The sequence below is a fragment of the Bacillus sp. AM1(2019) genome, from assembly GCF_009906915.1.
Classification (GTDB): Bacteria; Bacillota; Bacilli; order Bacillales; family Bacillaceae; genus Bacillus; species Bacillus velezensis.
Map to the genome: position 1 here is coordinate 2,862,827 of NZ_CP047644.1, position 26,354 is coordinate 2,889,180.

Sequence of the window (26,354 nt, forward strand, 5' to 3'; positions counted from 1 at the left end):
ATGTCACTAAAGGTGTATGCCGCAATCCGGAAAAATATGATAATGGAGGCATTGAAAAAAGCCGATACAAGTCTTGCTTGCATCGGCTTTTCTGTATCAGCGGCTGATCGCCTGGAACACTTTCTCAGCGGCTTGAATGGTTTTTTCAATATCCTCCATTGTATGCGCAGTGGAGAGAAACAATCCTTCAAATTGAGACGGCGGCAGAAATACGCCTGCATCAGCCATCCCTTTATAATATTTAGCAAACAGCTTTAAATCAGATGATTTGGCTGCTTCATAGTTAATGACAGGCTCATTTGTGAAAAAGAAGCCGATCATTGAACCCGCCCGGTTAAACGTGTGCGGAATGCCATGTGCTTCAGCTGCTTTTGAAATGCCTTCTTCAAGCATATCGCCTTTTTTCACAAATTCTTGGTAAGATTCAGGTGTGAGCTGCTGTAGCGTCTCAAGTCCCGCTGTCATGGCAAGCGGATTTCCTGACAATGTTCCCGCCTGGTAGATCGGACCGCTCGGCGCGATTCGTTCCATAATGTCAGCTTTTCCGCCATACGCACCGACAGGAAGACCGCCGCCGATGACTTTGCCGAGACACGTTAAGTCAGGCGTCACGCCGAAATACCCTTGCGCACAGTTATAATCCACGCGAAAACCGGTCATGACCTCATCAAAAATGAGCAGCGCGCCATACTGTTCCGTCATGTCGCGAAGTCCTTGTAAAAAGCCTTCCTGCGGCGGAACAACGCCCATATTGCCTGCTACCGGTTCAACAATGACCCCGGCAATATCTTCACCGTACTCCCGGAATGCGAGTGCAACGCTTTCCAAGTCGTTGTATGGAACGGTAATCGTATTCATTGCTATTCCTTCCGGCACGCCCGGGCTGTCCGGAAGGCCGAGTGTCGCCACTCCGGATCCCGCTTTGATCAGCAGCGAATCTCCATGGCCGTGGTAACAGCCTTCGAATTTCAAAATTTTGTTGCGGCCGGTATATCCTCTTGCAAGACGCAGGGCGCTCATTGTCGCCTCTGTGCCGGAGCTGACCATCCGCACGATTTCAACAGACGGCACACGGTCAATGACCAATTTGGCCAGTTCGTTTTCCACTTCAGTAGATGCCCCGAAACTTGTCCCGTTCTCGGCTACTTTTTTCAGGCTTTCAACGACCCGGTCGTTCGTGTGGCCCAAAATGAGCGGCCCCCAGCTCAGGACGTAGTCGATATATTCATTGCCGTCAATATCAAATATTTTCGATCCTTTTCCGCGCTGCATAAAAATCGGATCCATATCGACTGATTTAAACGCGCGCACCGGGCTGTTCACTCCGCCCGGCATCAGTTTCTGCGCTTCTTTAAAAGCGGCTTTTGATTTTTCATAGCTTCTCATCTGCCTCAGCTCCCGTCAAATGAAATCGTTACTCAGCAAGCCATTTTGCTGCGTCTTTTGCATGATACGTCATAATCAGATCGGCTCCTGCACGTTTCATGCTCGTTAAAATTTCCAGCACCATTTCTTTTTCTTTAATCCAGCCGTTTTGGGCTGCCGCTTTCACCATGGAATACTCCCCGCTCACATTATATGCGACCAGCGGCAGGTGATGGCGGTTTTTCACATCACGCATAATATCTAAGTATGACATAGACGGTTTGACGATTAAAAAGTCAGCGCCTTCTGCCGCGTCTGATTCAGCCTCACGGAGCGCTTCCAAGCGGTTGGCCGGATCCATCTGATATGTTTTTCGGTCTCCGAACTGCGGCGTGCTGTCAGCGGCGTCGCGGAACGGACCGTAAAATTCACTTGAATATTTCACGGCATAAGACATGATCGGAATATTCGTGAATCCTTCTTTGTCGAGCGCTTCCCTGATCACTGTGACAAAACCGTCCATCATATTTGAAGGAGCGATGATATCAGCGCCGGCTTTGGCCTGGCTGACGGCCGTCTGAGCCAGCAGTTCAAGCGACTCGTCATTGAGGATTTCTCCGTCTTTCACGACGCCGCAATGGCCGTGATCCGTGTATTCACAGAGACACGTATCAGCGATTACGATCATTTCAGGATAATGCTTTTTAATTTCAGCAATCCCTTTCTGCACAATGCCGTGATCGTGAAAAGCCTGGGTTCCGCAGGCGTCTTTTTCTTCCGGCACGCCGAAAACGATGACCGACTTAATGCCGAGCGATATCAGCTCAGCCATTTCATCCTTTAACAAATCAAGTGATACATGATAAACCCCCGGCATGGAAGGAACTTCTTTTTTTCCTTCGAGTCCTTCAACGACAAATAACGGGTAAATAAAATCTGAGGGGCGAAGACGTGTTTCTTTTACTAAATCTCTCATCGCAGCGTTCGCGCGCAAACGGCGGTGTCTGTTAAATGTTTGATTCATCATTATCAATCCTTTCCCGACATGCTGCACATGACGTCCAGCATGCCTTCAATCGTATAAGTGTCAGGCACATGGGATGAGATCCCGTATTCCAAGAGCGCTTTCTCTGTCAAAGGGCCGATGCTGATATAGCTCGCACCGCTGTTTTCCCACGCTTTTTCTCCGTCTCCGACCGCGTTCATAAACGTATGCACCGCCGATGAGCTGGTAAACGTAATAAAATCAAAATGAGAGCGGGATGCAGCCCGTCTCAGCTCGTCCATGCCTTTTTCATCCTGAATGGTATTGTATAACACCCATTCCCTTATTTGATAGCCAAGCGGCTCAAGCTCCGCTTTTATGACATCGCGTGATAAATTGCCCTTTATCACTGAAATGGGTTCGGCAGCTGATGCGTGCCGTTTTAAAGTATCAGCCAGACATTCCGCCACATACTCGTCAGGCATCGCATCCGTCCGGGCTCCCCGCTCTTTCAGGGCGCGCGCAGTCTTTTCACCGACGGCTGCGATTTTTTTCCGTCCCGAAAGCGCAAGACCGTGACGATCAAGATAGGAAAAAAAGAACCGGACACCGTTTACGCTTGTAAACACAAGCCATCCCGGCTCAGAAAGGTCTTCCCGGAGACTGTCCGCACATTCATCCGGGAGCGCTTCCTGAAAAGCGATCAGAGAAGCGGAAACAGCCGTTCCGCCGAGCGCCTCCACTTTTTTTCGGAACGGTGCGGCCTGTCTTTTGTTCCGAGTGACAAGCACGGTCTTTCCTTGTAAAGGAAGGTCATTTGCCATCCTGATCGAGCTCCTGTTTCACGCTGTCGATTAATGCTTTGGCTCCTTTTTCAGACATCATCGCCGCACAGCGTTTTCCGATTTCTTCCGGATCATGTCCCGCCGCTGTTTCTTTATAAATCGTTTTTCCGTCCGGAGACGCGACAAGACCGACCAATTCAACCTCATCCCGGTCATTGACGGACGCATACCCGGCTATCGGCACTTGGCAGCCGCCTTCCATCGCGTGTAAGAAAGCCCGTTCGGCTGCCACCGTGCGCTGCGTATACTCATCGGTAAATTGCGCAAACAGCTTCAAAAGCTCCTCATCCGACTCTCTGCATTCAATGGCAAGAGCGCCTTGGCCGACCGCAGGCAGACAGCGGTCCGGTTCGAGAAATTCAGATACAACATCATCTTTCCAGCCCATTCTCGAAAGTCCCGCAGCCGCTAAAATAATAGCATCGTAATCTTCCGTTTCAAGCTTTTGAAGTCTCGTATCGATATTGCCTCTGATCCACTTAATTGTAAGGTCAGGGCGTTCAGCAAGAATCTGGGCGCTTCTTCTTAAACTGCTGGTGCCGATGATGCCCCCTTCTTTTATGTCGTCCAGCTTTTGATGCCCTTTTGAAATGAGCGCATCACGCGGGTCCTCACGTTTCGGTATGCAGCCTATCACAAGGCCCTCAGGCAAAACGGCGGGCATGTCTTTCATGCTGTGAACCGCCATATCAATCTCCTGATGCAGCAGCGCCTGTTCAATCTCTTTGACAAACAAACCTTTGCCGCCCACTTTTGACAGCGTAACATCGAGGATGCGGTCGCCTTTTGTGACAATCTCCCGGATTTCAAAGTTATAGGAAGGGTTCAATTCCTTCAATTTGTTAATCACCCATTTTGTCTGGGTCATAGCCAGTTTGCTCCGTCTGGAACCTACCTTAATCGTTCTCATTTTCTTTCCTCCCGAATCTGTTTGGGCGCGTGCGTTAACTGAACCAATGGAATTGCGACAGGCTTCCGAGCAGGAAGTAATTAATCATCAGCACGAGAAAACATGCTGAATTCCATAACGCCGCCACTTTTCCCTGCAGTTCCTTAATCATTCTGATATATAAATAGTAGCTGTATAAAAGCAGCACAATAAACGAGCCGAGCACTTTTGAATCAAACCAGTACAGCGTTTCCAGCGACACATACGCCCAGATCACGCCTAATATCAGGCTCAACAGCAGCATCGGAACCCCGATGACATTTAAAACGTAAGCCATATAATCAAGTTTTGACAAATCTTCAATTCTCAACAGCCATTTTCCCCACTTTTTCTTCTTTAATAAAGAGTATTGAAACTGATAAAGAAGCGAAAAGACAAAAGAAAGGGAAAAAGCGCCGTAAGACAGAATCGCCATTGTAATATGAATGACCAAAAGCTCTGAGACCAGCTGGCCGGAAAAAGCGGCCGAATGCTGATCCGTCGGTGAAAACGTATGGATCGCAATCATCGAGAAACCGATGACATTCGTGAAAAACACGATAAAATCAACGCGCAGAATCTGCGTGACCACAAGTGAGAGCGTGACAAGCACCCACGCATAAAAGTAAAGGGCCTCTGTAATATTCAAGACCGGAAATCTGCCCGTCTGCCACATGAAATAAGAAAGATAGACGGTTTGCAGAGTCCAGACAATAGAAAGCAACCAGAAGGCCATTTTCCCAGCCTTCCGGTTGTGTTGAAGAAAATCTATAAAGTAAAAAAGGACGCTTACTGCATAAATAACAATTGTCGCTTCATTAAGTCTTGCCATTGCTGTATCAATCATACAGCCCTCACTCACTTACAAGCGGACGTAAGCCCGTTTTTGCTTCTGCCTTTTGAAACGAATGAACCGTCTGGCGGTTATCCAGGCTTTTGTCCAGCTGGCGGCCGGCCTCTTCCTCAATATCGAATATTTGCATAAACAGCTTTAGCTTTTCATCTGAATCCGCTTCAGCCGCAAGCTCTTTCGCTTTCAGAATCGGGTCGCGCAGCATTTGGTTAATGATGCTTTTCGTATGTTTGCTGAGAAGTTTTTTCTCTCTTACCGTCAGATGAGGCAGCTTGCGCTCAATGCTCTGCATCGTATCGGACTGGATGGACAGCGCCTTTTCACGCAGCGCCGAAATGACCGGCACGACGCCGAGCGTATTAAGCCACTGCTTAAACTCAACAATTGCCGCTTCAATAAACAGCTCGACTTTTTCAGCGGTTTCACGGCGTTCTTGTAAGTTGGCTTCAACGATTCCTTCAAGGTCATCAATATCGTACAGAAAAACACCTTCAAGATCGTTCAGCGCCGGATCGAGGTCTCGCGGCACAGCGATATCCACCATAAATAACGGACGGCCTTTCCGCTGTCTGCCCGCTCTCTCCATCATTTCTTTAGACACAACGAAATCACTTGCGCCTGTCGAACTGATTAAAATATCAGCTTCAGCAAGTGCATGTTCAAGCTGGTTTAAGCTGCGCGCTTCTCCGGAGAAACGGTCAGCGAGCGCTTTTGCCTTCAAAAACGTTCTGTTGATGACCGTTACTTTGCCGATGCCCTGACCGTGCAGGTTTTCTGCGGCGAGCTCGCCCATTTTTCCCGCACCGAGAATCAAAATGTGCTTATTTGACAATGAGCCGAAGATTTTTTTCGCGAGTTCAACGGCGGCGTAACTGACGGAAACGGCATTGGCGCCGATATCGGTTTCAGCATGCGTGCGTTTGCCGACGGTCACCGCCTGTTTAAACAGCTCATTGAAAATGGTGCCGATCGTCTTTTCTGCCTGCGCCGTTTTAAAGCTTGAGCGGACCTGGCCGAGTATTTGCGTTTCTCCGATGACCATGGAATCCAAGCCGCACACCACACGGAATAAATGCTCGATCGCCGCGTCGCTCTCATAAAATTTCAGAAACGGAGACAGCTCTTCTTTCGGCAGCGAGAACCATTCGGATAAAAATGTCTTTATATAATAACGGCCGGTATGAAGCTGGTCGACCACCGCATATATTTCGGTGCGGTTGCAGGTTGACACGATAATGTTTTCAAGAACGCTTTTTTCTTCTTTTAAACGAAGCATCGCTTCTGCAAGCTCATCCGGCTGAAAACTTATTTTTTCGCGTATTTCAATAGGGGCGGATTTATAATCTACTCCCACAACAAGAATATGCATCGCTTTCATGCACCCCCGTACATCGCAATTTATTTATAATCATTCTAACATAGAATTTATTATTTATAATAATTATAACATAGTTTCTTCGGGAAAATGTGAACAGATTTCAAAAATGTTATGCTATAGTATAAAAAGCTCGTTTCCACTGTAATCATCATACTAAAAATCCTTTACTGCGGGTAGGTGACAGGATGAAAAAAACATCAATTTTATTACCGGGACTTCTGCTTGCCGCTTCATTATTCGCATGGCTTCAGAGCGGACAGGTTCACCTGTTTGAGAATCAGGGGGAATGGCCGGTGCTCCTTATGCTTTTGGGCGCCGTGCTCTTGTATCAGGGCAAAAAGGAAGCGGCCGGGCCTCACGTCCTGATCGGCATGCTTCTTTTCGGCATAGGTTTACACTTTTTCGCCAAACCTGAGCTCTCATGGTGGCCGGGAGATTTTGAAATGATTCTCTTCGTCTTCGGATTCTCCTTATTTGCGGCAGCCAGAAAAGAATATGTATACGAAGCGGTTGCCATGATAGGTTTTTCCCTCTTTTTATACTTTTTTAAACAAATTACGGCGTGGCTGGAGTCCGTCCATATTCCGACGGAACACTTCAAAACATACTGGCCGTATGTTTTCATCGGAATCAGCCTTTTATTATTGTTTATCAAGCGGAACAAAACTATACGATAAAACCCAAAACGCACTGCGTTTTGGGTTTTTCATTACCGGCTGATCATTTTTTTAATGGCTCCCCATGCTTCATCTTTGCCTTTTTTCGTTTCAGAGGAAAATAAAATCAGCTCATCTTCAGGATCCATATCAAGCGTCTGTTTGACAACCTTTAAGTGCTTGTCCCATTTTCCTTTTGGAATCTTATCCGCTTTTGTCGCGATAACGATGACGGGAATGCCGTAATACTTCAGGAATTCATACATGTTCACGTCTTCAGCAGACGGCGCGTGCCTGAGGTCGACAATCTGCACGCAGGCTTTCAGCTCTTCGCGGGTCGTCATATAGGTTTCAATCATTCTCCCCCATGCTTCCCGCTCGCTTTTGGAAACTTTCGCAAATCCGTACCCGGGAACATCGACAAAATGCAATTCATCATTGATGATATAAAAGTTTAAGGTCTGTGTTTTCCCCGGTTTTGATGACGTTCTGGCCAAGTTTTTCCGATTGATTAATGAATTGATAAAAGATGACTTTCCTACATTTGATCTTCCCGCCAGCGCGATTTCCGGAAGCCCCCCATCAGGGTACTGTTCGGGTTTGACCGCGCTGATCACGATTTCTGACTTTGTGACTTTCATTTCTTCTCTCCTACTAAGGCATGTTCCAAAACGTCATCCAGGTGAGAAACGAATATAAACTTCAGTCCTTCTCTGACGCTTTCTGGAATATCCTCTATATCTTTTTCGTTATCTTTAGGCGCAATAATAGTGGTCAGGCCCGCTCTGTGCGCGCCGAGCGCCTTTTCTTTCAGTCCGCCGATCGGAAGCACGCGGCCCCGCAGCGTGATTTCTCCCGTCATACCGACTTCGCGTTTTACCGCACGGTCCGTTAATGCTGAAACGAGCGCCGTGGCCATCGTAATTCCGGCAGAAGGGCCGTCTTTCGGCACCGCTCCTTCAGGGACATGGATATGAATGTCATACTTCTCATGGAATTTCGGATCGATTCCGAACTGTTCCGCTTTCGAGCGGACATAACTGAAAGCGGCCTGCGCTGATTCCCGCATGACATCTCCAAGCTTCCCGGTCAGAATCAGCTTTCCTTTTCCCGGTGACAATGACACTTCGATTGACAGCGTATCTCCGCCGACCGTCGTATACGCGAGCCCCGTGACAACCCCGATTTGATCTTCGGTTTCCGCCTGTCCGTATCTGAATATCCGTTTTCCGAGATAGTCGGCCAGATTTTTCTCTGTAACGGTAATGCGTTTTCTCTCCTCAGACACAATGGCTTTTGCAGCCTTTCGGCAAATGGCAGCAATCTGGCGTTCAAGCGTTCTCACGCCGGCTTCCCTCGTGTAGTAGCGGATGATGTCCGTAATCGCCTGGTCCCGAATCTGCAGGTTGCTCTTTGTGAGCCCGTGCTCTTTGATTTGTTTCGGAAGCAGGTGGTCCTTCACGATCTCCAGCTTTTCGTTTTCAGTATAGCCTGACAGGCTGATAATCTCCATTCTGTCTCTGAGAGGGCCCGGGATGGAAGCAAGGTTATTCGCAGTCGCGATAAACAGCACTTTCGATAAATCGAACGTCTCTTCAATATAGTGGTCGCTGAATGTGCTGTTTTGTTCCGGATCCAGCACCTCAAGCATCGCTGAAGACGGATCGCCTCTGAAATCAGACGACATTTTGTCGATCTCATCCAGGAGAAAGACCGGATTTTGTTTACCGGCTTTTTTCATCCCCTGTATAATACGGCCCGGCATCGCTCCGACGTATGTACGCCGGTGCCCGCGGATTTCAGACTCATCGCGCACTCCGCCCAGTGAAATTCTCACAAAACGGCGCCCCATGCTCGTACTGATTGATTTTGCAAGAGATGTTTTACCGACTCCCGGAGGTCCGGCCAGACAAAGAATCGGCCCTTTCAGCGTTTTCGTCAGCTGTTTCACGGCCAAATACTCCAAAATCCGCTCTTTCACTTTCTCTAAGCCGTGGTGCTCTTTATCTAAGATTTCCCCGGCTTTTTTAATATCAAGTTTATCTTCTGTTTCATCCGACCACGGAAGGGCGATGAGCCAGTCAATATAGTTGCGGATAACAGAGCTTTCCGCTGAGCTTGACGGCACTTTTTCGTAACGGCTTAATTCCTTAAGCGCCGTTTCTTTGACACGCTCAGGCATGCCTGCTTCTTCTATCTTTTCCGCGAGCGACTGAACTTCGCCGGTTTTTCCTTCTTTGTCGCCAAGCTCCTTCTGAATGGCTTTCATCTGTTCACGCAAGTAGTATTCCTTTTGAGTGCGTTCCATCGAACGTTTGACGCGCTGACCGATTTTTTTCTCAATCTCCAGCACTTCTTTTTCATTATGAATGGAACGGATGACCTTATTCAGACGTTCTTTAATATCCGCCGTTTCTAAAATGTCCTGCTTGTCCTTTAATTTCAGCGGGAGATGAGAAGCGACGATATCCGCCATTCTGCCGGGCTCTTCAATATCAGTCACAGCCGCATACGTTTCTGCGGAGATTTTTTTAGAAATTTTTATGTACTGGTCAAAATGGTCCAGCAGCGTCCGCATAAGCGCTTCGTCTTCCACGTCTTTTGAATCATCCTCATGCATCAGCTGTATATCGACCGAAGTATAATCTTCGAGCTCGGTGTATTCAAGGATCTGCGCCCGCTGAATTCCTTCTACAAGCACTCTGATCGTACCGTTGGGCAGCTTCAGCATCTGTTTAATTTTTGTATAAGTGCCGACGGCGAAAATATCCTCTTCACCCGGTTCGTCTATCGAAATATCCTGCTGAGTGGCTAAAAAAATCATATGATCATGCATCATTGCCTGTTCAAGAGCCTGAACCGACTTGTCACGGCCTACATCTAAATGTAAAACCATTGTCGGGTATACCAATAAGCCTCTTAAAGGGAGGAGCGGGATGCTGCGTTTTGTATCTTCTGCCATGTGACTGACACCTCCGTGACTTTAGTATGAACCATTATAATACAACTTTTTCATCGTTGTACAATTCCGGGATCGGGCAAAATCGGCTTATCCGCCTGCCCTGTATATAAAACAGTCTCTTCGTAGTATACCCTTTCTTTCTGTTCTGAAAAAGGAAAAGATGTCCTCCATAAAAAAACCCCATTATAAAAATGGGGTTTATACGGATTCTTTATTCATTTGGATATCAAACGGTTTTTGTTCTGAAGGAGGGTCAACCAATATGACGTCCAGCACTTCCTGGAACGTTTTTACCGTTTTAATGGTGATTCCGTCTATTCGTTTCAGAATGGACTGCTGATTTTCATATGGGATAATGACCGTTTTTGCTCCGGCCTGTTTTGCGGCTTTAATTTTCGGAATGACGCCGCCGATCGGTTTGACAAGCCCCGTCAGGCTGATTTCTCCCGTCATCGCCACCGTATGGTCGATCGGGATGCGGTGAATCGCGGAAAAAATCCCCGCAGCCATCGCGATACCTGCTGAAGGTCCGTCAATCGGGCCTCCGCCCGGAAAATTGACGTGAATATCATAGTCTGAAGGTTTGATGCCCATTGTGCGGAGAACCGTCAGAACATTTTCCACAGATCCCTTCGCCATGCTTTTGCGGCGGATCGACTTCGATTGGCTGCCGATGCTTTCTTCCTCTGCAATTCCCGTGATATTCAGGCTTCCTTTGTCCTGCGCAGGTGTGACATTCACTTCGATTTCCAGCAATGCGCCGCTGTTCGGCCCGTAGACGGCAAGTCCGTTCACGATGCCGACTTGCGGTTCATCGGCGATTTTCTGCTCATTTTTAGGTGTAAGCTGACTGGAATGAACAACCCATTCTATATCTTCTGTCGTAATTTCTTTTCTGTCCTCAGTCACCGCCATGCCGGCGGCGATCTGGATCATATTGACGGCTTCACGTCCGTTTCTCGTATATGTGGTCAGCACACTGAGAGCTTCGTCAGAAATCTCTTTCTGAATTTTGTCGGCTGCTTTTTTCGCAACGATTTTAAGTTCATCCTTTTCCAGCTCGCGGAAAAATACTTCAAGACAGCGCGAACGGATGGCCGGCGGAATTTCATTCGGCATTCTCGTTGTCGCTCCGATCAAACGGAAATCTGCCGGAAGCCCATTTTGAAAAATATCATGAATGTGATTCGGTATTTGCGTATTTTCTTCACTGTAATACGCACTGTCTAAAAATACTTTTCGATCTTCAAGCACCTTCAGCATTTTATTCATCTGAATCGGGTGAAGCTCGCCGATTTCATCAATAAACAATACCCCGCCGTGAGCATGGGTCACAGCCCCCTGTTTCGGCTGCGGAATGCCTGCTTGGCCCATCGCACCCGCTCCCTGATAAATCGGATCATGCACTGAACCGATAAGCGGATCGGCAATCCCCCGTTCATCAAACCGCGCGGTCGTCGCATCAAGTTCAACAAATACAGCCTGCTTTTGAAACGGTGACTGTTTATGTTTTTTCGCTTCTTCCAATACCAGCCGCGCCGCAGCCGTTTTACCGACTCCCGGAGGACCGTAAATAATGACGTGCTGCGGGTTCGGTCCGCAAAGCGCTGCTTTTAACGCTTTAATTCCGTCTTCCTGGCCGACAATGTCCTGAAAGCTTTTCGGCCGCACCTTTTCTGATAAAGGTTCTGATAAACTGATGGCGCGCATTTTGCGCAGCTGTTCCATTTCTTTTTTTGATTCTTTATCTATCGTCACTTTTTGTGTACGCTGGTTTTTGAGCAGATTCCAAAAATATAATCCGATGACTATCCCGAAAAACAGCTGTACAAATAATGCGATCCCTGTCCAACTCATGCTGGTCCCTCCTGAAAAAACGATTTATGTATCCAATTCATTCCTCTGTCCGCTAGTATCTCCCAGCAAAGCCCGGAATAAACATTTTCAGAAGGGTCAGGACAAGAAAAAAAACCTCCTGATCAATTCGGGTCAGGAGGTTTTGTCATGTTATGCTGATGTTTTATCTTGGCCGACAACTGTGCCGTCTTTTAATACAAGACGCGGTGCTTCACCGTCTGCGACTGTCGCTCCGGTAATGACACATTTTTCAATATCATCGCGGGACGGCAGATCAAACATGACGTCAAGCATGATGCCTTCAATGATAGAACGCAGGCCGCGTGCGCCTGTTTTACGCTCGATCGCTTTTTTCGCAATTTCAGATAATGCCTCGTCTTCAAATTCAAGCTCGACATCATCAAGTTCTAACATTTTCTTGTATTGTTTGACGAGTGCGTTTTTCGGTTTAGTCAGAATTTCAACCAGTGCCGTTTCGTCAAGCTGCTCAAGGCTTGCAATGACAGGAAGACGGCCGATGAATTCAGGAATCAGACCGAAACGGAGCAAGTCTTCCGGAAGCACTTTAGAAAGCAGTTCTTCTTTTTCCAGGTCTGCCGCTTTATTATCAGAGCCGAAGCCGATGACTTTTTGTCCGAGACGGCGTTTGATGATTTGTTCGATGCCGTCAAATGCACCGCCGCAAATGAACAGAATGTTCGTCGTATCGATCTGGATGAATTCCTGATGAGGATGTTTGCGTCCTCCTTGAGGCGGCACGCTTGCAACCGTTCCTTCAAGAATTTTCAGCAGCGCCTGCTGAACGCCTTCGCCTGATACGTCGCGTGTAATGGACGGGTTTTCAGATTTTCGCGCTACTTTATCGATTTCATCGATATAAATAATGCCTTTTTCTGCTTTTTCCACATCATAGTCTGCTGCCTGAATCAGCTTGAGGAGGATGTTTTCTACGTCCTCACCGACATATCCGGCTTCAGTCAGAGATGTAGCGTCCGCAATCGCAAACGGCACGTTCAGAATACGCGCAAGCGTCTGGGCAAGAAGTGTTTTCCCGCTTCCAGTCGGTCCGATTAAAGAAATATTACTTTTAGAAAGCTCGACATCATCCACTTTACTGTTGGAGTTGATGCGTTTGTAATGGTTGTATACCGCAACCGCAAGTGATTTCTTCGCCTGATCCTGTCCGATGACATATTCATTCAGAATCTCACGGATTTCCTGCGGCTTCGGAACGTCTTTAAATTCGACTTCTTCTTCTGTACCAAGCTCTTCTTCTACGATTTCTGTACAGAGCTCAATACATTCGTCGCATATATATACACCCGGTCCTGCAACCAGCTTACGAACCTGATCTTGCGTTTTTCCGCAGAACGAGCATTTCAATTGTCCTTTTTCCTCGTTGAATTTAAACATTCTTTCACCCCTTAATCTTGTCTCACTTTTTCTTTTACCTGAAGGGCAAAAGAAAACGGTTCTTGCTACGATCGAGTATGTATTGCATTTTACCATACTTTCCAGTAAGACGGTAACAATGTGTTTCGCACTTGCACATTCTATATGTATGACGAAAAACAGCCCGGCAATGACTATCTTGCCCCAAGAAAAAGAGTTATATCATAATTGTACAAAACAAGGCACGAATTAATCGCGCCCTGTTTTATTATGTCTATTATTATGAACCATATTAACGGTTTTCTACAAGAAAATCAATTGCTTTTCGAACTTTTAAATCTTCTTTCATCGCGTCAGTTGAACCGATTGCCTGCTTGATGTTTTCAACCGGCATGTTGTAAGCTTCAGCCATTTTAGTCAGCTCAGCTTCAACTTCTTCGTCCGTTACTTCAAGGTTTTCTGCTTGAGCGATCGCTTCAAGAGTCAGGTTTGATTTTACGCGTTTTGCGGCATCTTCTTTCATTTGCTCTTTTAACGCGTTTTCGTCTTGGCCTGAGAATTGAGTGTAAAGCTCAAGGTTCATGCCTTGCATTTGCAGACGCTGTTCGAATTCTTTCAGCATGCGGTCAAGCTCAGTGTCGATCATCGCTTGAGGAACATCAGCTTCAGCGTTTTCAGATGCTTTCAGAACAAGCTCTTCACGCAATTTAGCGTCAGCTTCGTTTTCTTTTGCTTCTTCAAGGCGTTTTTTTGTTTTCTCAGTTAATTCAGCAAGCGTTTCAACTTCTTCGTCAATGTCTTTTGCGAATTCGTCGTTAAGCTCAGGAAGCTCTTTCGCTTTGATTTCATGAATTTTCACTTTGAAAACAGCTGGTTTTCCGGCAAGCTCTTCAGCGTGGTACTCTTCAGGGAATGTTACTTCAACATCCTTTTCAGCGCCTGCTTCAAGGCCTGTTAACTGCTCTTCGAAGCCCGGGATGAATGAACCTGATCCTACTTCAAGTGAGTAGTTCTCAGCTTTTCCGCCTTCAAACGCTTCGCCGTCAACGAAACCTTCGAAGTCAAGAACGACTGTATCGCCGTTTTCAACAGCGCCTTCTTCTTTCACGACAAGCTCAGCCTGACGCTCTTGAAGCGCTTTAAGTTCGTTTTGTACATCTTCGTCAGTAACGGCAGTGTCATCTTTTTCGATTCCTAAGCCTTTGTAGTCGCCAAGTTTCACTTCCGGTTTTACAGTCACTTTTGCAGTGAAAATCAAGCTTTCGCCTTTTTCGATTTTTTCAACATCGATTTCAGGGCGGTCTACAGGCTCAATGCCGGCTTCTTCAACCGCTTTAGGGTATTCTACAGGAAGTAAAATATCTAAAGCATCCTGGTAAAGAGCTTCAACGCCGAAACGCTGTTCGAATAAACCGCGGGGAACTTTCCCTTTACGGAATCCAGGAATAGAAACCTGTTTTACTACTTTTTTAAATGCATCATCAAGAGCTGTTTTGAACGTATCGGCATCAACTTCAACCGTTAATACGCCTTCGTTGCCTTCTTGTTTTTCCCATTTTACAGACATGTGTTTCCCTCCAAAAATCTATTCAGGTTGTGTCGGTCTTCCATTCTAAAGCAATCCGCGGCTTTGTCAAAGAAAAAACCGCTTTGAATCAGAATCATTATGTAATGAACTGGCAGCCTGTCCAACCGTAATTCTCATTTCAGTTAAACCGCTATACATAAATACAACCACTATATTATAACATAACGCCTACCGCTTTCAACTATATGGCGTGATTTACAAATAAGAAATTTCTTCAATATCCTTAATCATCGTGCAGGCTTCTTCGAGTTCGCGGCTGTCAAACTCGTACATCATATGAAGTTCCTCCGGCTCAATGTCAATGCCGTGCATCTCGTAACCGACCTTATGAAGCGCCGCCGCCCATAAATCTGCGTTCAAAAACTTCGGCATAAAAGGGTGCAGGACGTACAGATGCCTTCTCCACAGCTCCTCGACGGCAGCGTATAATGTAGGGTTTTCATTGCCGAGCGTTTCATCAAGCACCCGGAGAACGCGATGCAAAATCGGAGCCGCATCAGGCTGAACCGTTTCACTCGGAACCGCGGTCATTGAATCGCCGAATTTTGTAATATGGACCGGCTTGCTGTAGTCATGCTCCGCCATCAGCGTCAAAATCATCGTCTTGATAAGAGGATGCGCGCCCGGATCTTGAAGAATTGTTTTTAAGAGACCCGTGTATTTTGCAATATTGCGGTCTTTGAGAGAATGAATGAGATTCATTTGTTCAGCGGGGCTGTTCAGCACTTTTTCCGCATCAAGAATGTCCCCGTATTCCTCCTCCCACGCTTCATCCTGCTGGTCGGGATCGGTCATTTTGCGGCTGAATTCGAGCAGCCGGTAGAATTGCTCCGCACTTTCTGCGGGCAGCTGGTTTTCTTCCAGCACAGCTTCAATTGTGCTTTTGACTTCTTCATATTGTTTCAGCTGAATTAAAATGGTCATGTACACCTGCAGTACGGTGAAATAATGGCCGTACCCTTCATTCAGCATTTTCTCGCAAACTTGTTTTGCTTCTTCCAATTCCCCGAGTTCCAGAAAACAAATCGCCATGCCTAAATGTACGTCGGACTCGGTATCGCCGTGGCTTACCGCCTCTGAAAACAGTTCGAGGGCCTCCTCATACTGTTTGTCCTTCATGGCGGCCATCCCTTTATCAACCAAGCGTTCTTTCAGACGGGGGAAAGGAATGATATCAGCTTTTTTCTTGTCATGCGTCATACTTTATTTCCTTTCAGGCGCTATTTTGTTCAAGTGTATCAACACGCGTCATGAAACACAAGAAAGGATGGTGCGCACGGTACAAAAAGCCGCCGGACAGATGCCGGGCGGCTTTTTTTCAGGCTTGAAGCCATGAACTTCTTTTCGATTCAAACTGCTGTATGTCGTCTTCCAGCAGAAGCGTTAATGAAATTTCATCATAGCCGTTTATCAGCATTTCCTTCCAGTGAGGATCGACTTCAAATGAAATCTCTTTTCCTTCACTGTCGTGAATGAGCTGGTTTTCCAAATCAACCGTCATGTTAAGAGACTGATTTTCATATTGACCGGCGAGTTTTTTCCACTGATCATACGGCATACGGATGGGAAGCATACCGTTTTTAAAACAGTTTTGATGAAAAATATCGGCAAATGACGGAGCAATGATGATTTTGAAGCCGTAATCATCCAGCGCCCAAGGAGCGTGCTCACGGGATGATCCGCAGCCGAAATTCTCTCCGGCAATTAATATGGACGCGCCTTCATAGACTTTGCGGTTTAATTCAAATTCAGGATCAGGCTCACCGTTCTCAAGGTATCTCCAATCAAAAAACGCGAATCTGCCGTATCCTGTTCTTTCAATTCTTTTCAAAAACTGTTTCGGAATAATCTGGTCCGTATCGACGTTGATCCGATTTAAGACAGCCGCTTTTCCCGTATGCGTTTTTAAAGGTTCCATCTTTTCGCGCACTCCTTACACAACTGTTTTTTCTTGATAAAACTTTCTTACATCGACGAAATGCCCGTGAATGGCTGCCATTGCCGCCATCGCCGGACTGACAAGGTGTGTTCTCGCGCCTTTTCCCTGTCTGCCTTCGAAGTTGCGGTTGGAAGTGGAAGCGCATCGTTCCCCTTCAGGCACGACATCATTGTTCATACTGAGGCACATGCTGCAGCCTGATTCTCTCCATTCAAATCCGGCCTCGAGAAACACGCGGTGCAGCCCTTCTTCTTCGGCCTGCTGTTTCACGCTTTGAGAACCCGGCACCACAATGGCTCTGACGCTGCCGGCGACTTTTCGGCCTTTGATTATATCCGCAGCCTGGCGAAGATCGGTCATCCGCGAATTTGTACAGGAGCCGATAAACACATGCTCGACTTTAATATCTTCAATTTTTTGATTCGGTGCGATTCCCATGTATTCGTACGCGCGGATGGCTTCTTTTTTACCGTCTTCAGAATCAATCGTTTCCGGCGCCGGTATTTGGGCATCGACCGGAAGAACCATGCCGGGATTGACGCCCCATGTTACCATTGGAGAAATCTCGCTGCCGTCTAGTACGATGGAATGATCGTATACGGCGCCCGGATCGGTTTTTAACGCTTTCCATTCTGCGGCGGCTTTTTCAAATTCCTCGCCTTTTGGCGCGTATTTACGGTTTTTACAATATTCAATCGTCGTGTCATCCGGAGCGATCAGTCCCGCCCGTGCTCCCGCTTCAATTGACATATTGCAGACCGTCATGCGTTCGTCCATAGACATGTTTCTGAATACTTCCCCGGTGTATTCAATGACATATCCGGTACCGAATTTCACCCCGTATTTTCCGATGACCGACAAGATGACATCCTTCGCGGTCACTCCTTTTTGGAGCGTTCCGTCAACGCGGATTTCAAGCGTTTTCGGCCGCTGCTGCCATAATGTCTGAGTGGAAAGAACATGTTCCACCTCACTTGTGCCGATACCGAAGGCAAGCGCTCCGAATGCGCCGTGAGTCGATGTATGGCTGTCTCCGCAAACGATCGTTTTTCCCGGCAGTGTCAGACCAAGCTCAGGCCCGACCACGTGAACGATTCCCTGGTCTGCGCTGTGAAGATCCGCAAGACGGACGCCGAACTCCTCACAATTCCGTTCAAGCGCGGTTACTTGGCGCTTTGCGACTTCATCTTTAATGTCAAAACGGTTGACGGTCGGAATATTGTGGTCCATCGTCGCGAATGTGTTCTGCGGCCGTCTGACCTTTCTCCCCTTCTGCCTTAACCCTTCAAACGCCTGAGGAGACGTCACCTCATGAATTAGGTGCAGATCAATATAGAGAAGGTCGGGTTTTCCTTCACCGCTTTTTACAATATGCCGATCCCAAATCTTTTCGATGATTGTTCGAGGCATCATCTTTGTTTCCTCCCTCTACCTATGAACTAAGACCGCTTTCTTTAAAGCGTCACACTATAGATTTTGTATTCGAGCCGGCTAATGCGGCTTTTACTTTTTCAGTAATGTCATGCGTTCCGGCATATTGGCCGTCCCGGGCGATATCACGTGTACGGCTGCCATCTGCAAGCACCTTTGCGACCGCTTTTTCCACCGCCTGCGCTTCGTTTTCAAGCCCGAAAGATGTTCTCAAAAGCATCGCCGCTGATAAAATCGCCGCAAACGGATTGGCCATCCCTTTACCGGCGATGTCAGGCGCAGATCCATGCACGGGTTCAAACAAGTGAAGACCTGAACTTGATAAACTGGCTGACGGCAGCATGCCGAGCGAGCCTGTCAGCATGGAGGCTTCATCGCTTAAAATATCGCCGAACATATTCTCAGTTACGATGACGTCAAACTGGCTCGGAGCGTAGATGAGCTGCATCGCGGCATTATCGACAAGCATATGTTCAAGCGTCACATCAGGAAATTCTTTTGCGATTTCATCCGCTGTTTCCCGCCAAAGCCTGCTTGATGAAAGCACATTCGCCTTATCAACGGACGTCACTTTTCCTTTTCTGCCGGCAGCCATCTTAAAGGCTTCTCTGACAACGCGTGCGATTTCTTCTTTCTTATAAAAAAGGGTATCGACCGCTTCCTTTTCTCCCGCTTCATTGACATACTGTCTGCTCGGTTCTCCGAAGTAGAGGCCGCCCGTCAGTTCCCTGACGATTACAAAGTCGACGCCGCTGATATATTCTTTTTTCAGCGGAGACGCCTCAGACAAGCTTTCAAATACGGTCACGGGACGCAGATTGGCAAACAGGCCGAGTTTTTTTCTGATGCCGAGCAGGCCTTTTTCCGGTCTGAGCTCCGGAGGATTTTGGTCCCATTTCGGCCCGCCGACTGCCCCGAGCAGGATGGCGTCGGATCTTTCACAAAGAGCCACCGTCTCCTCAGGAAGGGGGTTTTGATGGGCGTCAATAGCCGCTCCCCCGATCAGCCCGTTTTCAAATTCAAATTCATGTCCGAATTGTTCGGCAACGCTTCTCAATACATCTGCCGCTGATTCCGCCACTTCCGGTCCGATTCCGTCACCGGGCAGCAAAGCAATGCGTTTTTTCAAATCAAACGTTCTCCTTTCTATTACGAGCCGACCGCAGTCTGTCTCTTTAATCCGTCTAAATTGCAATCCAGCACCAGCTGCCGGTTCACGGCGTTCAGATAAGCTTTAGCAGAAGCTTCCAGAACATCCTGCGCGATTCCCCGCCCTGATGTTTCTTTTCCGTTCACGGTCACTCTGACAAAAACTTGAGCCAGCGCGTCTTCGCCTTTCCGGTTGGATTGGATGCGGTAGTCTGTCAGTTCAATATTTTTATCGATGCAGCGCCCGAGCGTATTATAAACGGCTTCTACGCTGCCCGCCCCCGTTGCCGCCTCTTGAATCAGCTGTTCGTTTTCCTGATTTTTTAAAGAGACTGTTGCAGTCGGCACCTGAGACGTCCCGTAATGCACTTGCAGAGACAAAAACTCATAGCCGATTTTTTTGTCTGTCACTTTTTCTTCTAAAATAAGAGAAATCAAGTCATCATCGGTGATTTCTTTTTTCTTTTCGGTCAGTTCTTTAAACATCGTAAAAAATTTATTGATTTCCTCACTATCAAACTGGAATCCAAGCGCATTCAGGCGGTCTTTGAACGCATGGCGTCCGGAATGCTTTCCGAGTACGAGCGCATCAGCAGTCACGCCGACAAGTTCCGGTGAAATGATTTCATATGTTGATTTTTCTTTCAGGAAACCGTCTTGGTGAATGCCGGACTCATGTGCGAAAGCGTTATCTCCGACGATTGCTTTATTGCGGGGAACGGCCATGCCCGTCAGTTTGCTGACAAGATCACTCGTCCGCTTCAATTCATGAAGATTGAGAGATGAATCGGCTTGATGCGCGTCATTTCTGACATGAAGCGCAACGGCGATTTCCTCTAGCGCGGCATTCCCGGCTCTTTCTCCTATGCCGTTAATGGCGCATTCAATTTGATCAGCGCCGTTCTCAATTGCCGAAAGCGAGTTGGCAACCGCCATTCCGAGATCATCGTGGCAATGGGCTGAAAGCTTTACCCGGCTGATATTCGGAACGTGTTCCTTCATATATTTAAAGATGTTTCCGTATTCAGCCGGCGTCAGGTAACCTACAGTGTCCGGCAGGTTGATGACGCTCGCGCCGGCATCAATCACTTTTTCTACGATTTCAGCCAGAAACGGAAGTTCGGTGCGGCATGCGTCTTCTGCTGACCATTGAACGATCGGAAAGCGTTCTTTTGCATACTTCACCATTTCAACCGCTTTTTCCTTAACCTCTTCCCGCGTCATTTTCAGCTTATGCTTCAGATGAATGTCAGAGGTGGCGATAAAGATGTGAATCCGCGGGCTGGCCCCGTCTTTCAGCGCTTCCCAGGCTGCGTCGATGTCACCTTTGACAGATCGGGCAAGCCCTGTTACCGAACAATTTTTAATCGTTCTTGCGATTTCCTGCACGGCTAAAAAATCACCTCGGGATGAAGCGGGAAATCCCGCTTCAATAATGTCCACCCCGAGTCTTTCAAGCTGCTTGGCTATCGCCAGTTTCTCCCGGGAATTGAGGTTGACCCCGGGGGATTGTTCACCGTCACGAAGGGTCGTGTCGAAAACATTAATTTTGCGCAACGGAGACCACCGCTTCCTTCTTTTTGCCTTGTTTGACAAACGGCATCATTTCACGGAGCTGTCTGCCGACCTTCTCAATCTGATGCTCGTTTTCACTTGCATTGATCGCATTGAAGCGAGGACGGTTCACTTGGTTTTCCACGATCCATTCTTTCGCGAATGTACCGTTTTGAATATCCGTTAATACTTGTTTCATCGATTCTTTTACCTTTGCATCGACTACGCGCGGCCCTGAGACAAAATCTCCCCATTGAGCCGTATCAGAGATAGAGTATCTCATGCCCGCCAATCCTTCTTCATACATCAAGTCTACGATCAACTTCAGTTCGTGCAGACACTCGAAGTATGCGAGTTCAGGCTGGTAGCCGGCTTCTGTCAGCGTTTCAAAACCCGCTTTGACAAGCGCCGTTAAACCTCCGCACAGAACGGCCTGCTCACCGAACAAATCCGTTTCCGTTTCTTCCTTAAATGTTGTTTCAAGAACGCCCGCACGCGCTCCGCCGATTCCTTTTGCATAAGCAAGAGCCGTATCTTTCGCTTCGCCTGATACATCCTGGTAGATGGCAAACAATGCCGGTACGCCCGCGCCTTGTTCATATGTTCTTCTGACAAGGTGTCCCGGCCCTTTAGGGGCGACAAGGAATACATCCACATCAGCAGGAGGCACGATCTGATGGAAATGGACGTTAAATCCGTGTGCGAATACTAATGACTTGCCCGCCGTCAATTCATCTTTGATTTCAGCTTCATATACTTTTTGCTGCTGTTCATCCGGAAGAAGAACCATAATGATATCAGCCTGGGCAGCCGCTTCTCTTACCGAAAAGACTTTATGACCGTCTTCTTGGGCCTGTGTAAATGATTTTCCTTGTCTGACGCCGACAATGACATCAATTCCGCTTTCTTTTAAGTTCAGCGCATGTGCGTGACCTTGTGAACCGTAACCGATAATCGCTACTTTTTTACCTGCCAATACGTTCTCTTTGATATCACCGTTATAATATACTTTTACCATTTTAATCTCTCCCTTTTTTGTGTTATACAATTGAAATTGTTTTATTGGATGACGCCTTCTGCTGGGTTCCCCTCGCAAAAGCCGTTGTGCCCGTTCTCGCGATTTCTTTAATGCCGTAAGGTTTGAGCAGCTCTATGAGCGCTTCGATTTTATTAGATTCGCCGGTAACCTGAACGACGATGCTGTCTCTTGAGACATCAACGACGGAAGCTCTGAACGGCTCAATGATTCCATTGATTTCCGTTCTGGCCGACGGTGCGGAAACAACTTTGATTAATGCCAGCTCACGCTGTACAATCGATTGGTTTGTAATATCCGTCACTTTCAGGACGTCAATTTGTTTGTTAAGCTGCTTTGTCAGCTGCTCTACGTCATTTTCGCCTTCCACATGGACGACAAATGTAATTCTTGAAACACCGCTTGTTTCCGTGTGGCCTACAGTGATGCTTTCGATATTATAGTGTCTTTTTGTAAACAGGCCGGTGATCCGGTTTAATACTCCCGAGCGGTTGACCACCGTTAATGTGATAATGCGTTTCAAGGTTTCACCCCCACCATTTCATGAAGTCCTTTACCCGGCGCAATCATCGGGAATACTTTCTCGCTTTTGGCGACCCGGACGTCAATAACGGCCGGTTCTTTTGATGAAAGCGCCTTTTTAAGCTCTTCTTCCGCCTCTTCCTCCGATGAAATCCGGACGCCTTTAATGCCGTAGGCTTCTGACAATTTGACAAAGTCAGGCTGCGCCGAGAATTTGGATTCAGAATAGCGTTCTTCATAGAAGATTTCCTGCCACTGTCTGACCATGCCCAGACATTCGTTGTTCAAGATAACCACTTTGACAGGAAGATTCAGCTGCCGGATGACATCTAATTCCTGAAGGGTCATCTGAAAACCGCCGTCTCCGAGGATGGCAACAACCGTGGCGTTACGATCGGCCAGCTGCGCTCCGATAGCCGCCGGAAGGCCGAAGCCCATTGTGCCGAGTCCCCCCGAGGTCACCCACTTATCAGCCTTTCGGAAAGGATAAAACTGAGCCGCCCACATCTGGTGCTGGCCGACATCCGTCGCCACAATCGCCTCACCGTTTGTGAATTGGTGAATATACTCAATCAGCTTTTGGGGTTTCAAGCCCTCTTCTCTGTTGTCTGTATACCAAAGCGGATATTCTTCTTTCCATTCTGAAAGCTGCTGTTTCCATTCCTCTGTCTGTCCCTGTTTTCCGTTTTGCTTCAATAATTCCTGAAGGACGATTTTACTGTCGCCGACCACCGGAATCTGCGTTTCGATAATTTTTCCGATTTCAGCAGGATCAATATCGATATGCGCCACTTTGGCCGATTTTGCAAAATGCTTCAGATTTCCGGTCACGCGATCATCGAACCGCGCTCCGATGCTGATCAACAAGTCACAGTGGTAAAGCGCCATATTCGCTGTGTATGTGCCGTGCATCCCCGCCATTCCCAGAAAAAGAGGATGGTCTGCCGGGAAACCGCCCAGACCGAGAAGCGTGTGCGCTACCGGGATTTGCTGCTGTTCGGCATAATTTTTTAAATCTTCTGAAGCTTTACCGTGCAAAACACCCGCTCCGGCTAAAATAACCGGCTTTTTCGCACTGCTGACAGCTTCCACGAGCTTTCGGATCTGCAGATAGTTAGGCTCTTTTACAGGCTGATAACCCGGAAGGCTGATCTCGTGATCATATCTGAACTCTCCTTCAAATGCTGCGACATCCTTCGGTATATCAATTAATACCGGGCCCGGTCTTCCCGTCGTGGCGATATGGAACGCCTCTTTAATCACACGGGGGAGATCTTCCGGACGGCGGACTTGGTAGCTGTGTTTCGTAATCGGCATCGTAATTCCTAAAATGTCGGCTTCCTGGAAAGCGTCGCTGCCGATGACCGAAGTGGCCACCTGACCGGTAAACACTACGAGCGGCAATGAATCTATCATCGCATCGGCAAGACCGGTAACTAAATTTGTCGCTCCGGGTCCGGAGGTAGCAATCACAACCCCCGGCTTTCCGGAGACTCTCGCATACCCTTCTGCCGCATGAATCGCGCCTTGCTCGTGGCGGGGCAGGATGTGAACCAATCCTGATTGATACAGTTTATCGTAAATCGGAAGGACGGCTCCCCCCGGATAGCCGAAGATCATCTCGACATTTTCTTTCTTTAATGATTCAATCAGCATCAGAGCCCCGTTCATTGTTTTTGTACATTCGGCAGACAAAGAATCCGCCTGTACATTTGTGCCCATTTTCAGTTCCTCCTTTTCAATGTTCCCTTCTAAAATCCAATTCATAAAACGCAGCGCCGGCTGACGCAAATAAAAAAGCCTTCCCACCCACATTCAGCCAAGCATTTCATGCGATAGCCAAAAGGGGCGAAAAGGCTTTGCTTTCCGCGGTACCACCCTTGTTTACGGTCATATGCAGACCGTCTCATGGATAATGATTATCCGTTTTGATAACGAGTAAACATTGCGTTCACTCGGCCGAGTCCTACTCTTTACATTTCAGACCGGCACTCTGAGGGGAGTTCACTTTGATTTGTTTTACCGGCTCTCAGCGTTACCGGCTCTCTGTGAAAAACTTCAGCAAAGCTACTTATCCTCTTCTGCGCTTTTTATTATGGCAGCTCTTTTATTAAAAAAGAACCTTCACTTGTTTGTTTTTTCAGTGTTTTATGATTTTTCTTTTTAGCGTGAATCATTTATTTATTTTTGTTTGAACTCATATTACGCCCGTTTGCAGACAGTGTCAACAGCATTTTTATAATTATTAGACAATTTAGATTAATCAATCTATTTTGTATACGCTTTCATTACTGGTACAAAGGGATCTGTAAATGTTAAAAGTTTTTATCATTTTTTTATTAATCTCTCAAGATTACATGAAATTTTTCCGTTCATATACGAATATGTCACATTTTATTACACAATTTTTCTCTGTCCTTCCGGCATGCTTGTCAGATATTCCGATCGATTGAACAGGCTCTTTCTACAGACATACGCATACACTGTTCTTATCTCGTAAGAAATGAGTGATGTCATGAATAAGATGTTATCAGGCATGCAGGGCCTGCCTCCTGGATTTCCGCCTTTACCGGTCTTACCGCCTCAGTCTTACTATCCTCCGGCCCCGATGCATACAGCACCATATCAAGGCGGCCCTTCTTTTCAGCAGGGATTCCCGTCATCCGGATACGGACAGCAGACCCCGCAAAGCACGCTGTCATTCGCCGGGCAGCAATTCGTTCCATACCCTTATACAACCGGGTACTACGGCCAATCCTTCAGTGACGTCGGCGGAAGCCTCGGCGCCGGGGCGCATCCCGGCGCGCTCGGGGGCGGTTTCAGCGGCCATGCCGGGGGCTTCAGCGCTCCGAGCGGATTCAGATGATACAAAAACCGGTCTCACACGGCCGGTTTCTTTTCATATTCACAGAGTATAACGGTCATTCCACTGATTCATTTCCTGCTCCGTATAGTAATCAGCCCTTGAAACCTCAACAATGATTAAACCGCATTGAGTGATTAAAAATTGCTTCAGTTCCTCAAACAGCTCATCTTTTCCGCAAAAGATCGTTTCTATATTGTGATTTTTATATGCAAATGCGTACTTCAAAAGCTAATTCCTCCTGCTGTCTTTCTATCATTAATCAACAAAACGCATGATAGAAATTAGATAATTTATCACTCAAGGGCGCCTTAAGTATCTTTATACATATATTTATTACGGTAAATATTACATTAAGTTTCATTTATATTAAAATTACTTTACAATTTTCATCAAATACGGAACTTTTGTTTCGTAAAATAAAAAATAAAATACAAAAAAACCTCAAACCCATCGTCAGGGCTTGAGGTTTTTATACGTCCCAGGAGAGATTCGAACTCCCGACCGACGGCTTAGAAGGCCACTATGGCTTTCGCCACCAGCGCCCTATATATCGCTATTTATTTAGGTTCATGTATAACGGTCACTTGCCGAACTTTGACCGATTGACTTACTTTCGATTATATTTGCTTATGCTGTACAATTCAAACATTCATATAGTAGAAAACAACCCTATTGACAAGGTAATACAGTTGTACTTAAATCTGCTATATTAAAAGGTAAAGGTATTTATTTAAAAGAGTGGTCATGAGAGATAACAAAGAATGCTGTCCATATTGCAATGCTGATTTGCAAGGAGAACCTATTCCGAAAGAATCGCAGAATGTCGAAAAATCGTTGTAAACTTTAGAAGCTGATAGGATTATTAAATGGAAATGTCCAGACTGCAACAAAGAACAGGATAGGGATTGATCATTTAAAATAATGTAATTTGAGATGGACTAGAATTAGATTCGTTTCGACAAGTTATTTTTTTCATGGTGTGTGGATGAGCCGACTATAGGTTTATCCCTTTCATGCCCCCAGTGAAAATGTGGAAACATCCCCACAT

At 46.9% G+C, this 26,354-nt stretch carries 22 protein-coding genes and 1 other annotated feature; of the genes, 2 read left to right on the top strand and 20 right to left on the bottom strand.

The window, feature by feature from the left end; translation table 11 throughout:
- Positions 1 to 96 precede the first annotated feature (96 nt).
- Genes hemL through hemA form a run of 6 tightly spaced genes read right to left on the bottom strand, consistent with a single transcriptional unit; the run spans position 97 to position 6,345 of the window.
- On the bottom strand, positions 97 to 1,386 hold the full coding sequence (hemL, locus tag GNE05_RS14100; protein WP_060562686.1) for a glutamate-1-semialdehyde 2,1-aminomutase: 1,290 nt from the start codon (positions 1,384 to 1,386) through the stop codon (positions 97 to 99).
- Between the two features lie 28 nt (positions 1,387 to 1,414).
- Entirely contained in the window at positions 1,415 to 2,389 is a 975-nt protein-coding gene (hemB, locus tag GNE05_RS14105; protein ID WP_160183213.1) for a porphobilinogen synthase, read from the bottom strand.
- Positions 2,390 to 2,394: 5 nt separating this feature from the next.
- Positions 2,395 to 3,174 (bottom strand): uroporphyrinogen-III synthase, encoded by a 780-nt coding sequence (locus tag GNE05_RS14110; protein ID WP_060562688.1) that lies wholly within the window; start codon positions 3,172 to 3,174, stop codon positions 2,395 to 2,397.
- Positions 3,164 to 4,105, bottom strand: a complete 942-nt coding sequence (gene hemC / locus GNE05_RS14115) for a hydroxymethylbilane synthase (RefSeq protein WP_007408155.1) — start codon at positions 4,103 to 4,105, stop codon at positions 3,164 to 3,166. Before hemC ends, GNE05_RS14110 begins: the two co-directional genes overlap by 11 nt.
- Positions 4,106 to 4,139: 34 nt before the next feature.
- On the bottom strand, positions 4,140 to 4,970 hold the full coding sequence (locus GNE05_RS14120) for a cytochrome c biogenesis protein (RefSeq protein WP_007408154.1): 831 nt from the start codon (positions 4,968 to 4,970) through the stop codon (positions 4,140 to 4,142).
- A 7-nt stretch (positions 4,971 to 4,977) separates the two neighbouring features.
- The gene (hemA, locus tag GNE05_RS14125; protein ID WP_060562760.1) at positions 4,978 to 6,345 is read right to left on the bottom strand and encodes a glutamyl-tRNA reductase; all 1,368 of its coding nucleotides are present in this window, start codon (positions 6,343 to 6,345) and stop codon (positions 4,978 to 4,980) included.
- A gap of 194 nt (positions 6,346 to 6,539) precedes the next feature.
- Between hemA and GNE05_RS14130 the strand changes: the two genes are divergently transcribed.
- The gene (locus tag GNE05_RS14130; RefSeq protein ID WP_007612894.1) at positions 6,540 to 7,031 is read left to right on the top strand and encodes a hypothetical protein; all 492 of its coding nucleotides are present in this window, start codon (positions 6,540 to 6,542) and stop codon (positions 7,029 to 7,031) included.
- Between the two features lie 32 nt (positions 7,032 to 7,063).
- On the opposite strand, the gene yihA is transcribed toward GNE05_RS14130, so the two are convergent.
- The 13 genes from yihA to ilvB all read right to left on the bottom strand — a co-directional run bounded on the left by yihA (position 7,064) and on the right by ilvB (position 24,162).
- On the bottom strand, positions 7,064 to 7,651 hold the full coding sequence (gene yihA, locus GNE05_RS14135) for a ribosome biogenesis GTP-binding protein YihA/YsxC (RefSeq protein ID WP_003152626.1): 588 nt from the start codon (positions 7,649 to 7,651) through the stop codon (positions 7,064 to 7,066).
- Positions 7,648 to 9,972, bottom strand: coding sequence for an endopeptidase La (gene lon / locus GNE05_RS14140; RefSeq protein WP_160182900.1), 2,325 nt, complete (start codon positions 9,970 to 9,972; stop codon positions 7,648 to 7,650). The genes yihA and lon overlap by 4 nt, the downstream gene beginning before the upstream one ends.
- Positions 9,973 to 10,170: 198 nt before the next feature.
- Positions 10,171 to 11,829: an ATP-dependent protease LonB gene (gene lonB / locus GNE05_RS14145; protein WP_063094637.1), complete on the bottom strand. Its 1,659-nt coding sequence runs from the start codon at positions 11,827 to 11,829 to the stop codon at positions 10,171 to 10,173.
- A gap of 150 nt (positions 11,830 to 11,979) precedes the next feature.
- On the bottom strand, positions 11,980 to 13,242 hold the full coding sequence (gene clpX / locus GNE05_RS14150) for an ATP-dependent protease ATP-binding subunit ClpX (RefSeq protein WP_007408149.1): 1,263 nt from the start codon (positions 13,240 to 13,242) through the stop codon (positions 11,980 to 11,982).
- 271 nt (positions 13,243 to 13,513) lie between these two features.
- Positions 13,514 to 14,788, bottom strand: a complete 1,275-nt coding sequence (tig, locus tag GNE05_RS14155) for a trigger factor (RefSeq protein WP_003152618.1) — start codon at positions 14,786 to 14,788, stop codon at positions 13,514 to 13,516.
- Positions 14,789 to 15,004: 216 nt separating this feature from the next.
- Positions 15,005 to 16,009 carry a DNA damage checkpoint antagonist DdcA gene (gene ddcA, locus GNE05_RS14160; protein WP_160182901.1) on the bottom strand — a complete coding sequence of 335 codons (1,005 nt, stop codon included), beginning with the start codon at positions 16,007 to 16,009 and terminating at the stop codon, positions 15,005 to 15,007.
- Positions 16,010 to 16,127: 118 nt separating this feature from the next.
- Positions 16,128 to 16,727, bottom strand: a complete 600-nt coding sequence (gene leuD, locus GNE05_RS14165) for a 3-isopropylmalate dehydratase small subunit (protein ID WP_007408146.1) — start codon at positions 16,725 to 16,727, stop codon at positions 16,128 to 16,130.
- Between the two features lie 15 nt (positions 16,728 to 16,742).
- The gene (gene leuC, locus GNE05_RS14170; protein WP_160182902.1) at positions 16,743 to 18,161 is read right to left on the bottom strand and encodes a 3-isopropylmalate dehydratase large subunit; all 1,419 of its coding nucleotides are present in this window, start codon (positions 18,159 to 18,161) and stop codon (positions 16,743 to 16,745) included.
- Between the two features lie 49 nt (positions 18,162 to 18,210).
- Entirely contained in the window at positions 18,211 to 19,308 is a 1,098-nt protein-coding gene (leuB, locus tag GNE05_RS14175; RefSeq protein WP_061046579.1) for a 3-isopropylmalate dehydrogenase, read from the bottom strand.
- Between the two features lie 20 nt (positions 19,309 to 19,328).
- Positions 19,329 to 20,885, bottom strand: coding sequence for a 2-isopropylmalate synthase (locus GNE05_RS14180; protein ID WP_095272552.1), 1,557 nt, complete (start codon positions 20,883 to 20,885; stop codon positions 19,329 to 19,331).
- Positions 20,872 to 21,900 carry a ketol-acid reductoisomerase gene (gene ilvC / locus GNE05_RS14185; protein WP_003152600.1) on the bottom strand — a complete coding sequence of 343 codons (1,029 nt, stop codon included), beginning with the start codon at positions 21,898 to 21,900 and terminating at the stop codon, positions 20,872 to 20,874. Before ilvC ends, GNE05_RS14180 begins: the two co-directional genes overlap by 14 nt.
- Positions 21,901 to 21,922: 22 nt before the next feature.
- Entirely contained in the window at positions 21,923 to 22,441 is a 519-nt protein-coding gene (gene ilvN, locus GNE05_RS14190; protein WP_003152598.1) for an acetolactate synthase small subunit, read from the bottom strand.
- Positions 22,438 to 24,162, bottom strand: coding sequence for an acetolactate synthase large subunit (ilvB, locus tag GNE05_RS14195; RefSeq protein ID WP_032866714.1), 1,725 nt, complete (start codon positions 24,160 to 24,162; stop codon positions 22,438 to 22,440). The genes ilvN and ilvB overlap by 4 nt, the downstream gene beginning before the upstream one ends.
- Positions 24,163 to 24,281: 119 nt before the next feature.
- Positions 24,282 to 24,533 (bottom strand) — a binding site (T-box leader).
- 422 nt (positions 24,534 to 24,955) lie between these two features.
- On the opposite strand from ilvB, the gene GNE05_RS14200 reads away from it, so the two are divergent.
- A complete protein-coding gene (locus GNE05_RS14200) occupies positions 24,956 to 25,306 on the top strand; it encodes a hypothetical protein (RefSeq protein ID WP_015417942.1) in 351 nt (116 codons plus the stop codon).
- A gap of 39 nt (positions 25,307 to 25,345) precedes the next feature.
- Here the strand turns inward: GNE05_RS14200 and GNE05_RS14205 are convergent, their stop codons facing one another.
- The gene (locus GNE05_RS14205; protein ID WP_007408136.1) at positions 25,346 to 25,531 is read right to left on the bottom strand and encodes a hypothetical protein; all 186 of its coding nucleotides are present in this window, start codon (positions 25,529 to 25,531) and stop codon (positions 25,346 to 25,348) included.
- Positions 25,532 to 26,354 lie beyond the last annotated feature (823 nt).